This is a genomic window from Saccharomonospora sp. NPDC046836, assembly GCF_040645195.1.
In the GTDB taxonomy this organism is placed as follows: Bacteria; Actinomycetota; Actinomycetes; order Mycobacteriales; family Pseudonocardiaceae; genus Prauserella_A.
On the sequence record NZ_JBEYXW010000050.1, the window covers coordinates 21,952 to 34,194 of the forward strand.

Below are 12,243 nucleotides of genomic sequence, written 5' to 3' on the forward strand. Positions count from 1 at the left end.
CGGTGATCTGATCTCGTGGTTGAGGTAGCGCAGGGTGGACCGGTGGCGGGCCCTGGCGTACCAAGCAGGGTCTACACCCACGCCGGTGTCGACGGTTACCGAACCGATGATCCGTCCACCGTGCTCCCCGGCGCGCACCTCGTCACCTCACTGCTGAAGCGCTGGCTGATCGACACTCTGCACTACCGCGTCGATGACGCCCACATGCCCTACTACCTCGACGAATTCGCCTTCCGCTTCAACCGTCGCCGCGTCACCAGTCGAGGCATGCTCTTCTGCCGCCTCCTCCAACAAGCCGTGAACACCGACCCGTACCCCCTACCCACCCTCGTGAGCCGAGACTGCAAACGTCGCGGGATGTGCGCGCCAGTGCTGGCTGTTGGCGATGGGGCGCTCGGCTTCTGGGGCGTACTCCGAGCTGGCGCACGATTCGACAACGGCCGGCTGGTCGAACGACCTGATGAACAAGCAGCCTAGGCGATCCAGTCCGGCAGGATCTTGTCGCCGTCAAGAGTCGCGACCGCTGGAACGCCAGCCGAGGGATCGTGGCGGTACACCCTGGTGCTGGCCGGCGCGCACACGATGGCCGTCAAGCCATCGTCGGCGTCGGCGAACACCTGACGTTGCGCGTCCGCTGGCATGATCAGCGTGTCGCCGGACGCGACGGTGATGGCCTCGCCGTCGAGGTCGATGCGCGCAGCGCCGTCCAGCACAGTCCATATTTGATCGGTGTCGAAGGCATGCGCCGGCCCGGAGGCTCCGGGCGCCATGTCCACTTTCCACACCGCGTGCCGGCTGCCACCCTGGGTCGGCGATGCCAGCGTGGTCATCACTGCGTTGGGGGTTTCGGTTCGACGGCTGTCTGCGGCGCGAATGACCGGCATGACCACCACTCTCACTAAGATAGACAACAACCTTGTCCATATAGTCAACCAGGTTGTCTACTATGTCAAATGATCCCCCCGGTTACGAGCTGCCGCTGCGCCTGTTGTTCGGGTTTCGCAGCCTGATCGACGACCTGCACGCCGAGTTGGCCCGCCAAGGCCACCCCGATGTGCGCCCGATGCACGGGTTCGTCTTCCAAGCCATCGGCCAGGACGGCACCACAGCGGTCGAGCTCGGTCGCGCGCTCGGAATTTCCAAACAGGCCGCCGGCAAGACCATCGACGCCCTTGAGCGGTTGGGCTATGTCCGCCGCGAGCGAGATCCCGGCGACGGCCGGCGGATGCTGGTGCGGCTGACCGACCGCGGCGGCGACTGCCTGATCAAGTCAGCGCGGATCTTCGACCAGCTACGCGCGCAATGGGCGAAAACCCTCGGCACGCTACGCCTTCGCGCCCTGGAAGACGACCTACGGAAGGTAACCCCACCGCAGGCGGCGCGGCTCGACATGCCCGGTTGGATCAGCGGTCAATAGCTCAGGTAGTGCAGGGCGGATCGGTGTCAGGTATCGATTATCCGCGGACGTATCAGCAGTTGCAGCAGGGTTTTCGAGCGACAAGTCCTGTTTGGACTCGAGCGGATTTGTGCTCCAGTACTGCCTCTCAACGCGCAGGTGGCAGGATGCCGCCGCGCCATGGCGGTCGTGACAGCGGCGGTACGATCCGAGACCCCCAGCTTGTTGAAGATCTTCAGCAGGTGACTCTTCACCGTCGCCTCGCCGATCGACAGCTCGGCACCGACCTCGGCATTGGTCAGCCCCTGCGCGACGAGCCGCAGTACCTGCTTCTCGCGGGCGGTGAGCGGCTCGCGGTACGGCATGCGCACGTGGTCCAGCAGCTTCCGCATGACGTCCGGCGCGAGCACCGTCTCGCCGCGGGCCGCGTCGTGCACTGCCTTGGTGAGCTCGCGCCGCGGCGTGTCCTTGAGCAGGTAGCCTGCCGCACCGGCTTCCACGGCGCGAACGATGTCGCCGTCCGAGTCGTAGGTGGTCAGGATGAGTACGCGCACCTCGGGCGCCTCGCGCAGAATCCGCGCGGTCGCCGTCGCCCCGTCGACGTCCGGCATCCGCAAGTCCATCAGGACGAAGTCCGGGCGCAGCCGCAGCGCCTCCTCGATGGCGGCTTCCCCCGAGTCGGCCTCGGCAATGACCGTGATGCTGCCGTCGACGGTGAGGATGCCACGCAGACCCTCTCGAACGACGGGGTGATCGTCGGCGACCAGCACCCGCAGTGGCTTGTCCGCGCCGGTCATGGGATCACCATCCGCACGTGTGTGCCCTCGCCCGGTGCGCTCGTGATGGTCACGGTGCCGCCGACCTCCTCGGTTCGCGATCGAATACTCGTCAGGCCGAAGCCGGCCACCTCGCCGGCAGGGAACCCCTTGCCGTTGTCGATGATCTCGAGCACCGTGCCCTCCTCGGCTGAGCGCAGGCAGACCGTGATCCTGGACGCCTGCGCATGCCTGCGGACATTCGCCAGCGCCTCCTGCGCTGCCCTGACGATGGTCACCTCCTGGTTCGCGGTGAGCTTGCCGGCGAACTCCGCGGTCCGCACCGTGCAGTCGAGCCCGGCCAGCTCGGCTGCCTGCTCCGCGAGCCTGCGCACCACCTGGTCCAGGCTGGACTGCTCCAGCCCGGCCGGCCGCTGCGCGTTGACCAGCAGCCGCGCCTCCGCCAGGTTCTCGCGAGCGGTCCGCTCGGCGAGCTCGAGCCGACGGTGCGTCAGCTCCAGATCGGTGTCGGCAGCCGCGTCCGCCGCCTGGACCAGCATGACGATGCTGGTGAAGCCCTGTGCGAGGGTGTCGTGGATTTCCCTGGCCATCCGTTCCCGCTCGGCGGCCGCGCCCTCCCGGCGATGCGCCGCAGCCAGCTCCGTGCGGGTCTGTTCGAGGTCCCTCATCAGCTGATCGCGCTGCCGCCCCTGCTCCACCTGCCGCCGGATCAGCAGGCCGATGCTGCTGCCGAGAACGAAGGTGCTCACGCCGATGCCGAGGACAGCGGCGTTGGTCATGTCGCTTCCCGCGAGGTGCCGTGCCGCCGCCGATCCGGTCGCGGCCGTGGCGACGGCGATGATGACCGTCGCGAGCCAAACCCGGTCCAGCAGCCAGTACGCGTGCGTGTAGAGCACCACCAGCAGCGCACAGGCAATGGGTGAGGCCAGCACGGCGAGGACCAGCAGCACCACCGGCCCCCGCGAGGTACACCACGCCACCGCGCGTCCCCGTGGTCGCCGTGCGCGGCGCGAACACGACGTACCAGGCACTCAACCCGAGCAGCGGAAGGTAGGCGTACCAGGGCGCGCCGTCCACGCGAGGATGCCAGCCACCAGAACCACGGCGGCGGCTGACATCACATGTAACGCCTGCTCGTCGCGTGGCGCAGCGCCCACGACTACCTCCACCCCGCCCATGCTTCCCGGGTTTCACACACGAGCGCGGTGCCAGCGGAATGTCGCCACCGACACGATGAGCGCGCCGACGATCCACGCGATGAGCACCAGCGCGATCGTGCCGTGTTCCCAGCCGCCCGCGGGCTCCACGCGCTGCAGGGTGTCCGGCAGGAACACCGAGCCGAGCCCCTGGCCGAGCCACTTCAGCGGGAACAGCGCTCCGGCGGTCTGCACCGCGGGCGGCATCTGGGTGGACACGAAGAAGACACCCGAGATGAACTGCAGCACCATGAACGGCAGCACCACGACGGTGGCCGCACTGCGGCCACCGCGCGGCACGGCGCTGACGGCGATCCCCAGCAGGGTGCAGGCGATCACGCCGAGGACCAGCAGCCAGGCCAGGGTCAACCACCGCTGGGGTGTGGTGGGCAGGTTCAGGCCGAACAGCAGCGTTCCGATCAGGAGCAGCAGCGCGACCTGCACGGCCGTGACCGCCAGAACCATGACGGCCTTGCCGATGAAGTAGGAGCTGAGCCGCATCGGGGTCCCGCGCAGGCGTTTGAGCGTGCCGTCGTCACGTTCGAGTGCGATACCGATCCCGACGTTGACGAAGGTCGCGGCCATGATGCCGGTGGCGATCATCCCGGCGATGAAGTACTGCCGGAAGTCGATGTCGGTCCCCGGGATGGTGCTCTGGAAGATCGCGCTGAACGACACCATCAGCACCAGCGGGAACAGGAACGTGAAGATGACAGCGTCCCTCTGCCGCACCATCTGCTTGAGTTCCAGCGCTCCCCTGCTCATCCTGACGCCGAAGACCGAGGGCAGGCGGTCGTTGCGCTCGTCGATGGTCAGCGTGGCGGTCACTGGTGTTCTCCGATCAGCCGCAGGTAGACGTCTTCGAGCGTGGCTCTGCTGATTCGCAGTCCGGGCACCTCGCCGCCGTAGCGCTCCGCCAGCTCGGTGACGGTCCGCGTCGGTGTCGCGGTCTCGACCACTTGGTGGCCCTCCGGCGGGTCCCAGTGCACCTGTGCCAGGTCGTTCTGCCGCCCGCCCACGGTCTCCGGCAGGCCGATGTCGACAAGGCGCCCGTCGAAGAGCAGGCCGATCCGATCGGCGAGCGCCTCCGCCTCATCCAGGTAGTGCGTGGTGAGCAAGATGGTGGTGCCATCGGCGCTGAGCTGCGCGATCAGCTCCCAGAGCGCGCGGCGTGCCTCCGGCGCGAAGCCGGTGGTCGGCTCGTCGAGGAATAGGACCTCGGGGTTGCCGATGATGCCGAGTGCGACGTCCAACCTGCGCAGCTGGCCGCCGGAGAGCTGCGCTGCTTGCGCGGCACTCTTCCCGTCGAGCCCCACCAGCGAGAGGACTTCATCGGGATCACGCGGGCGCGGGTAGTAGCGGGCGAAGTGGCGCACCGTGTCCCGCACGGTGAGCCCGGGAAAGCTGGCGTTCTCCTGCGAGACGATGCCGATCCGGGCCCGCCACCCCGGTCTGGCCTTCGCCGGGTCGGTGCCGAGCACCCGGACGTCACCACTGCGAACCCTCACGATCATGTGGCTCGGGAGTTGGTGTTGGTCATCGGGCGAGAGCTCGTCGAGCACGGATGCGGACTCTTGGATTACCTTGGTGCTCTGCAACGCAGTACGGCAGTGCAAAGCCTGGACACCTGCTCTGGTGCTGACAATGATCTGACCTAACGTCTCTCGTCAGCTATGAGCCGACACGGCGAGGCGACCTACGCGAACTGGCTGGCGTCCGGTTCAGCGTTCCTGTTCGGGCTTGAAGCGTTCCGCGAGAATCGGGTCGGTCTCCCACCACAGCGTCCCAGTCGGCTCCGTCGCGGCCTTGGCGTCGAGTTCGCGGTCTATCCGCTTGGCCTGGCGGTCGTCCTCACGCATCCACCGGTTGAACAGCACGGCGACGAACGGAATACCGGCGAGGTCGCCGCCGATCCAGAGGATGCCCGCGCCGATGATCTGGTCGGTCCGTAGGTCAGGGCCCCAGGTACGGGCCAGCGCCTCGTAGTAGCCCGCCGCCCGGAGCGGGCCCAGCCACAGGATCAGTCCGAGAGCCGCGTCGACGAGGACATCGGCGAAGCTGATGCAGAACGACACCAGGTGATGATCTTCGCGGGGCGTCGGGTCGACGCGGAGCCGAGTCCAGAAGTAGAGGAACCCGCAACACACCAGCACGAACCGGACCGCGTTGTCGATCGCTGGATTCCGCTGCGTCGCTTCGTACAGCGGGGTCAGGTAGATCAGGAACGGTGGCACGATCAGTAGCGCCGTGATGACCAGCGGGAATGTCGCGGCCCTCGCGAAGGGGCTGCGGCCCCACCGCCGCAGTCGCGCGGCGCCGGGCGCTACGGCGAGTGCCAGCGTGAGCGGGGCGCCCAGCGCGAGGAGCAGCGGCACGATCATCAGCAGTACCAGGACCTGCAGCGCCCGCACCCAGAACAGCACGTCCTCGTAGACACCCAGGAACGAGCAGGTCAGCAGTACGACGATGGCCAGCCCGGAAAGGAACGCGGCGGTCCGCCCCCGAGGCCACCCGTCGACCTGCCGGGCCGTCCACAGGTACCCGCCGCCGAGCAGCACCACGAAGACCACCGCGGGCAGGTTGAGTGTCCACGCGGTCGCGATCTGCTCCCCAGTGAGCGGTGTGATCATTCAGGAAATACATGCGGCTTGGGCGTTGGCGGCCCCTTAACCATAGTCGCGGCTGCGCGTCTTCTGACAGCGGCGATTGGGGTCACAATGAAAGTCGACGACGACGTTGTGCGGGTCTGTCGACTCGGCGTGATCAATGTGCTCCTGTGAGATCGGAGCGATGATGATGTGGATACGACACGGCTGGTTCCGTGGCCACAGTCAGGTCCGGAAACCTCGCCTGCGAAATCATTCCCTCGCGAACGCGGAGCTGCTGACCTCGTTGCCGAGAGGGCTGGTCGCAGCCTTGCCGAATGTGTCACCGACGGTGCTTTTCACTGCCTACAGCCTGGCGTGTGCGGGTAAGGAAAGTCGGGATCTGGCTCGGATGTTTGATTTGTCCGTTCATGACGCGAAGACGGTCATCGCCTACGCGTCCGAGAACGACGACGACTGGAATTACCCGTTTCTGAATTCGCGTCGTCGCCGAAGTACCGCAGTCGGTGCGGATCGAAAAAGGAGCACGTCTGAGATGAGCAACAGTCCCTCACCGGCGTTGCCACCGGCGCATGTCGCCGAGACTCCGGTTCTGCATTTGTCGGAGTTACTGAAAAGGCCGGTGACCGATTCGGACGGCCACGTACTGGGCAGGCTCGCCGACGTCGTGGTGCGGTTACGGGGAAACGACTACCCACTGGTGACCGCGCTGGTGCTGGCTGTGCCCGGGCGGCGGGTGTTCGTGCCGATGGAACAGGTCGCCTCGTTCGCGCCGGAGCGGCTGGTGCTGGCGAGTGCCAGGGTGAGCCTTCGGCCCTTCGAACGCCGCGACGGCGAGGTGTTGTTGCGGGCGGATGTGCTCGGCCACCGGCTGGTCGATGTAGAGCGAGGGCAGCTGGTTCGGCCGGCGGACATCGAACTGGCGTACGCAGGCGGCACCTGGCTGGTGTCCTGTGTGGATATTCGCTCGCACCGCAGGGGACGCGGGCTCTTCCGCCGCGGCGCCGCTGGGCACGCCTGCCGGGACTGGAAGTCCTTCGAACCACTGATCGGGCACACCCCGTCGGCGCTCGTCAGGGGGCCCGGCCGCCTGCGCGGACTGAAGGCAGCGCAACTCGCCGACCTGTTGGAGGACGCGCGCAAACACGAGGAGAGCGAGATCCTCGGCCGGGTCCACGAAGACCCGGAGCTGGAGGCCGACGTCTTCGAAGAGCTGGAGGACGACCAGGCCAGCCGGTTGCTCGCGGCCAAGAGCGACGCCGAGATCGCCGCGGTACTGGCCCGGATGCGGGCCGACGACGCCGCCGACGCACTCGGCGAGCTCCCGCAGGCGAGGCGGGAGCCGGTGCTGGGCCTGCTGCCGACCGGGCAACGGGTGAAGGTGCGCACCCTGATGGGGTTCAACCCGACCAGCGCGGGCGGCATGATGAACCTCGACTTCCTCGCCGTACCGGGTGACACGGCGGTCGCCGAGGCGCTGGCCGCGGTCGCGCGGAGCCGGAACCTGCAGTCCGAAGCGTTGACCAGCGTCTACGTGGTCGACGCCGGGCGGCGGCTGACCGGCGCGGCCCGGCTCGTGGCTCTGGTTCAGGCTGATCCTGTCGTGACGGTGAGCGACGTTGCCGACCCGGACCCCGTCCGCGCCCGCCCCGACAGCGACATCGAGGACGTCGCGCTCCGCATGGCCGACTACAACCTGTTCACGCTCCCTGTCGTCGATGACGACAACCACCTGCTTGGCGTGATCACCGTTGACGACGTGCTGGAGAACGTGCTGCCCGACGACTGGCGGCGCCGGGAACCACCCCAGCCCGATACCGGTGAGGCCCACGAACCCGAGCCCGGCGCGGGTCAGCAGGCCCTGCATCGCAAGGGCGAGGAGGGGGGACCATGAGCGAAGAGCACCCTGCCGACCGTCGTGCCGGATCGTCGGCACGGCACGAGCGCGACAAGCCCGCGTGCGAGGCTCGACCCCGCCTGAACTCGCGGCCTGTCACCAGGCCGCCTCGCCCCGCGCAACCGGCTGCTCCCCGCCCTCGGGCATCCGCGGTCCTGGATTCCGCGCATCTCGGGGCCATCGAGGGGGCGCTGGGCCGCATCCCGGTGGGGGAGGAGGGCTCGCAGCGCCCGACCCTGAAGCGACGGCTGCTGACGCTGCTCGCGATCGTGGGGCCAGGGCTGATCGTCATGGTGGGCGACAACGACGCAGGCGGGGTGGCGACCTATGCCCAGGCAGGGCAGAACTACGGCTACAGCCTGCTCTGGGTCCTGCTGCTGCTGGTTCCGGTGCTGATCATCAACCAGGAGATGGTCGTCCGCCTCGGTGCCGTCACCGGCGTCGGCCACGCCCGGTTGATCAACGAGAGGTTCGGGAGGTTCTGGGGCTGGTTCTCGGTCGGTGACCTGTTCGTGCTCAACTTCCTCACCATCGTCACCGAGTTCATCGGTGTGTCGCTGGCCCTGTCCTTCTTCGGTGTCAGCCAGTACATCTCGGTGCCCATCGCCGCGATCCTGCTGGTGGGCATCACCGCCACCGGCAGCTTCCGCCGCTGGGAACGTGCAATGCTCGCGTTCATCGCGGTCAGTCTGCTGCTGATCCCGTTGGCGCTGCTGTCCCAACCGAACTGGGGGCTGGCCGCCTACCACTTCGTCGTGCCGGGAATCCAGGGCGGCGCGTCGTCGAACGCCGTGCTGTTGATCATCGCGATCGTCGGCACCACAGTCGCCCCGTGGCAGCTCTTCTTCCAGCAGTCCAACGTCATCGACAAGCGCATCACCCCCCGCTTCATCCGTTACGAACGCGCGGACACCGTGCTCGGCTCGGTCGTGGTCGTCCTCGGCGCGGCAGCGTTGATCATTACTGCCGCCTACGCCGCGACGAGCACCGGCGCCGTTGGCAAGTTCACCGACGCACTGGGTGTCGCCGAGGCATTGGCCGTGCACAGCCACGTCCTCGGTGCGATCTTCGCCGTGGTGCTGCTGGACGCCTCCATCGTCGGAGCGGCCGCGGTGACACTGGCCACCAGCTACGCGTTCGGTGACATGTTCAACCTGCGCCATTCCCTGCACCGCAGTTTCAAGGACGCCAAGGGTTTCTACGGCTCCTACACAGGCATGGTCGTCCTCGCCGCCGCCATCGTGCTCATTCCCAGCGCTCCACTGGGTCTGATCACCACCGCTGTGCAGGCGCTCGCCGGGTTGCTGCTGCCATCCGCGTCGGTGTTCCTGCTGCTGCTGTGCAACGACCCCGAAGTTCTGGGCCCCTGGGTCAACCCGCGCTGGCTCAACGCACTCGCGGCGACCATCATCGCCGCGCTGTTGGGCCTGTCGGCGATCCTCATGGCCACCACGCTCTTCCCCGGCCTGAACACCACCACCGTGCTCGTCGCGGTGGCCGCCATACTCGGCCTCGGCCTGGTCGGCGCCAGCACGATTCTGCGTGTCCTGCGCCATCGCCGTCGAATCCCCGCGGCGCCTGCGCGCGTCGTCGACCGCGCCCAGCGGCCTACCTGGCGCATGCCTCCCTTGGCACTGCTCAAACCCGTGCAATGGTCGCCTGTCACCCGGATCGGCATGGCCACACTGCGCGGCTACCTCGTCCTCGCCGCTCTTCTCCTTGTCGTCAAAGCCATTCAGGTCGGTACAGGCTGATGCCGTTACCGGGCCAGCCGCCCGAGTAGACCCGACGCGACGCCGATCGCCAGCGCGCCGGCCACCGCGAGCACACCGAAGTCCAACAGGAGGTGGGCCGGGGTGCCGATCAGCAGGCCGCGCAGCGCGTCCACCTCGTAGCTGAGCGGGTTGATGTAGCTGACAACCTTGAGCCAGTGCGGCATCAGGTCCACCGGGTACAGCGCATTCGACGCGAAGAACAACGGCATCGTGATCGCCTGGCCGATGCCCATCAGCCGGTCCCGGGACAGGACCAGGCCGGCGATGACGATTGACAGGCAACAGAAGAACGCCGATCCGAGCACGAGCGCCACCGCGGCGCCCAGCAGCTTCAACGGGTTCACGGTGAGGGCCACGCCGAGGATCGCGGCCAGTATCAGCACGATCACCGCCTGCGCGAGCGCACGTACCCCGGCCGCGAAGGCCTTGCCGGTGACGAGCGCGGCGCGTGGGGTCGGCGTGACGAGCAGTTTGCCGAGGATGCCGGCGTCGCGCTCCCAGATGATCTGGATGCCGTAGAAGATCGCGATGAACAATGCCGACTGGGCGAGGATCCCGGGGGCGAGGAAGTCGAGGTAGGGCGTGTTCCCGGTGGGGATCGCACGCAGGCGGGAGAACGTCTCGCCGAAGATGATCAGCCACAGCGCCGGCTGGATCGCACGTGTGACCAGTTCCGACCGGTCGCGCCGCAGCTTCTGCAGCTCGACAAGGCACATCGTGCTCACCCGGGAGAGCAGGCGGCCGACCGCGCGCGTGTCAGCCCAGCCGGCGGGCGGTGCGACGAGCGGCACGGACATTGCGCATTCCTCCTTTGTCGGAGTCTTCGAACTCGTCGCCGGTCACCATCCGGAAGACATCGTCCAGAGTGGACCCCGCGCCGAGTTCGTCCTCCAGCTCGGCAGGGCTGCCTCTGGCGCGGATCCGGCCGCGGTGCATGAGCGCGACCTGTTCGCAGTACTCCTCGGCCTCGTCCATGTAGTGGGTGGTCACCAGCACGGTCATGCCGGTCTCGGCGCGGACCTGCTCGATGCGCTCCCACACGCTCGTGCGGGCCACCGGGTCGAGTCCGATGGTCGGCTCGTCGAGTATCAGCAACCGCGGGGAACTGACCAGCGCCTGCGCGAGTTCGAGGCGGCGAATCATGCCGCCGGAGTAGGTCGCGGACGGACGGTCGGCGTCGTCGAGCAGGCCGACCGCTTCGAGTGCCGTGTCGACCTGGGTGGCGCGGTCGCGCCGCGGGACGTCGAAGAGACGGGCGAACAGCGTCACGTTCTCCCGCCCGCTGAGCGAACCGTCGGCGGAAAGTTGTTGTGGCACATAGCCGATGAGGCGGCGCACGGCCATTTTCCGGCGGGACACATCGATCCCGAAGACCTCGATCGTGCCGGTCTTCGTCGGCAGGAGTGTGGTGATCATGCGGATGGTCGTGGTCTTGCCCGCGCCGTTCGGGCCGAGCAGACCGAACACTTGGCCAGCCGGGATCTCGAGGTCGACACCGTCGACGGCGACCGTGTCGCCGAAGACGTGGCGCAGCCCTTTGCAACGCACCGCGGGTGGGGTCATCTCTCCTCCCGAAGGGAGGTGATGAGCCTGCCGAGCGCAGGCACCGCCGCGGCGATGGCTTCGCGGTCTCCGCCGGGCAGGGTGGCAATGGCGCCCGCGACGTACTCGGTGCGCGTGCGGCGCCAGTGATCCAGCCGGGCATGGGCCGCGTCGGTGAGGTCGAGGCGCACAGCGCGCCGATCCTCGGGGTCGACCCGCCGTTCCAGCAGGCCGGCGTCGACGAGGTGGTTGACCATCGTGCTGACGGAGTTGCCGGCCAGGTGCAACACGCGGGCGGCAGCAGCGACGCCGATGCCCGGCTGGGTTTCCACTACCCGAAGCAGCTCCAACTGCGCTGGACGCAGGGGAGCGCCCGGCATTGTCTCCCACACTCGTCGCCGGACCACGCGCCGCAGTCCGGCGACGGTGGTCATCAGGTCTTCGGCCAGTTCTCGCACATCGCCAAGCTAGCTCTGTTTGAGAGTTATTAGCAACGCTCACATATTTGGCGAAACCTGGTGAATCGGGCAGCAAGCGACTTATCGGCTTCGGCCGGAAGTCCCCGGCTGCCGGGATGTCTCCTGTGAGCTGCTGCCGGAGGTTGGCTTTTTCCGCTGCTGCTCGGTGTCGGAGACGTGACCGAACGCTTTCATGATTTCCGGCGTGAGTGCTCGTGCCAGTGCCGGCGCCAACGATTCGGCCAGTGCTGAGGCGATTGCCTCCGAGAGAAGAAGTTGTTCAAATGTTGATGCTTGCGACATCGGCCGGGTGAGTGACCCGATGGCTGCTTCCGACAGTGCCGCGCTCAACGGGTCCTGCTCGTATGCCGCCTCCTTGGGGACATGTGATTCTTTCAGGAGTTGGTGAATGAGGTCGTCAATCAAGTCACCTACCGGCTCTTTGCCTACTTCTTCGCCAGATTCGGCCGCCATGGGAACTCCTTATCGGCCGGCGAGGGCGGCCAGTAGCAGCGGGTGCTCGATCATGCTGCCGCCGCGTTCTTCGTGCCTGCGGCGCATGAGTGCTGCGAGGAGTAGTGGGTGTTCGATGAGGCT

The 12,243-nt window shown here is 67.4% G+C and carries 12 protein-coding genes and 2 pseudogenes; 4 read left to right on the forward strand and 10 right to left on the reverse strand.

Annotated features, from left to right (window positions below):
* Window positions 1-15: 15 nt before the first annotated feature.
* A pseudogene (locus tag ABZ863_RS32345) lies at window positions 16-339 on the forward strand (transposase); the annotation flags it as partial.
* 134 nt (window positions 340-473) lie between these two features.
* Here ABZ863_RS32345 and ABZ863_RS32350 read toward each other — a convergent pair.
* Entirely contained in the window at window positions 474-830 is a 357-nt protein-coding gene (locus tag ABZ863_RS32350; protein WP_358543331.1) for a cupin domain-containing protein, read from the reverse strand.
* Window positions 831-946: 116 nt separating this feature from the next.
* Between ABZ863_RS32350 and ABZ863_RS32355 the strand changes: the two genes are divergently transcribed.
* Window positions 947-1,417: a MarR family transcriptional regulator gene (locus ABZ863_RS32355; protein ID WP_358543333.1), complete on the forward strand. Its 471-nt coding sequence runs from the start codon at window positions 947-949 to the stop codon at window positions 1,415-1,417.
* A 152-nt stretch (window positions 1,418-1,569) separates the two neighbouring features.
* Here the strand turns inward: ABZ863_RS32355 and ABZ863_RS32360 are convergent.
* From ABZ863_RS32360 to ABZ863_RS32380, 5 genes and pseudogenes are all read right to left on the reverse strand, one after another.
* Window positions 1,570-2,193, reverse strand: a pseudogene (locus tag ABZ863_RS32360) (response regulator transcription factor); the annotation flags it as partial.
* Window positions 2,190-3,152, reverse strand: coding sequence for a sensor histidine kinase (locus tag ABZ863_RS32365; RefSeq protein ID WP_358543335.1), 963 nt, complete (start codon window positions 3,150-3,152; stop codon window positions 2,190-2,192). The gene ABZ863_RS32365 and the pseudogene ABZ863_RS32360, both read right to left, overlap by 4 nt.
* 210 nt (window positions 3,153-3,362) lie before the next feature.
* Window positions 3,363-4,196, reverse strand: a complete 834-nt coding sequence (locus ABZ863_RS32370; protein ID WP_358543337.1) for an ABC transporter permease — start codon at window positions 4,194-4,196, stop codon at window positions 3,363-3,365.
* Window positions 4,193-4,876, reverse strand: a complete 684-nt coding sequence (locus ABZ863_RS32375) for an ABC transporter ATP-binding protein (RefSeq protein WP_358543339.1) — start codon at window positions 4,874-4,876, stop codon at window positions 4,193-4,195. Before ABZ863_RS32375 ends, ABZ863_RS32370 begins: the two co-directional genes overlap by 4 nt.
* A 213-nt stretch (window positions 4,877-5,089) precedes the next feature.
* A complete protein-coding gene (locus tag ABZ863_RS32380) occupies window positions 5,090-5,998 on the reverse strand; it encodes a cytochrome c oxidase assembly protein (protein ID WP_358543341.1) in 909 nt (302 codons plus the stop codon).
* Window positions 5,999-6,509: 511 nt separating this feature from the next.
* On the opposite strand from ABZ863_RS32380, the gene ABZ863_RS32385 reads away from it, so the two are divergent.
* Entirely contained in the window at window positions 6,510-7,868 is a 1,359-nt protein-coding gene (locus ABZ863_RS32385; RefSeq protein ID WP_358543344.1) for a CBS domain-containing protein, read from the forward strand.
* Entirely contained in the window at window positions 7,865-9,625 is a 1,761-nt protein-coding gene (locus ABZ863_RS32390) for an NRAMP family divalent metal transporter (protein ID WP_358543347.1), read from the forward strand. Before ABZ863_RS32385 ends, ABZ863_RS32390 begins: the two co-directional genes overlap by 4 nt.
* A gap of 5 nt (window positions 9,626-9,630) precedes the next feature.
* Here ABZ863_RS32390 and ABZ863_RS32395 read toward each other — a convergent pair whose 3' ends face one another.
* The 4 genes from ABZ863_RS32395 to ABZ863_RS32410 form a co-directional block, all read right to left on the reverse strand.
* Entirely contained in the window at window positions 9,631-10,443 is an 813-nt protein-coding gene (locus tag ABZ863_RS32395; protein WP_358543350.1) for an ABC transporter permease, read from the reverse strand.
* Window positions 10,403-11,209 (reverse strand): ATP-binding cassette domain-containing protein, encoded by an 807-nt coding sequence (locus ABZ863_RS32400; RefSeq protein ID WP_358543352.1) that lies wholly within the window; start codon window positions 11,207-11,209, stop codon window positions 10,403-10,405. The genes ABZ863_RS32395 and ABZ863_RS32400 overlap by 41 nt, the downstream gene beginning before the upstream one ends.
* Window positions 11,206-11,646, reverse strand: a complete 441-nt coding sequence (locus ABZ863_RS32405) for a MarR family transcriptional regulator (RefSeq protein WP_358543354.1) — start codon at window positions 11,644-11,646, stop codon at window positions 11,206-11,208. The genes ABZ863_RS32400 and ABZ863_RS32405 overlap by 4 nt, the downstream gene beginning before the upstream one ends.
* Before the next feature lie 81 nt (window positions 11,647-11,727).
* Complete coding sequence (locus tag ABZ863_RS32410; protein ID WP_358543357.1) at window positions 11,728-12,120, reverse strand: hypothetical protein; 393 nt, start codon at window positions 12,118-12,120, stop codon at window positions 11,728-11,730.
* Between the last annotated feature and the right edge of the window lie 123 nt (window positions 12,121-12,243).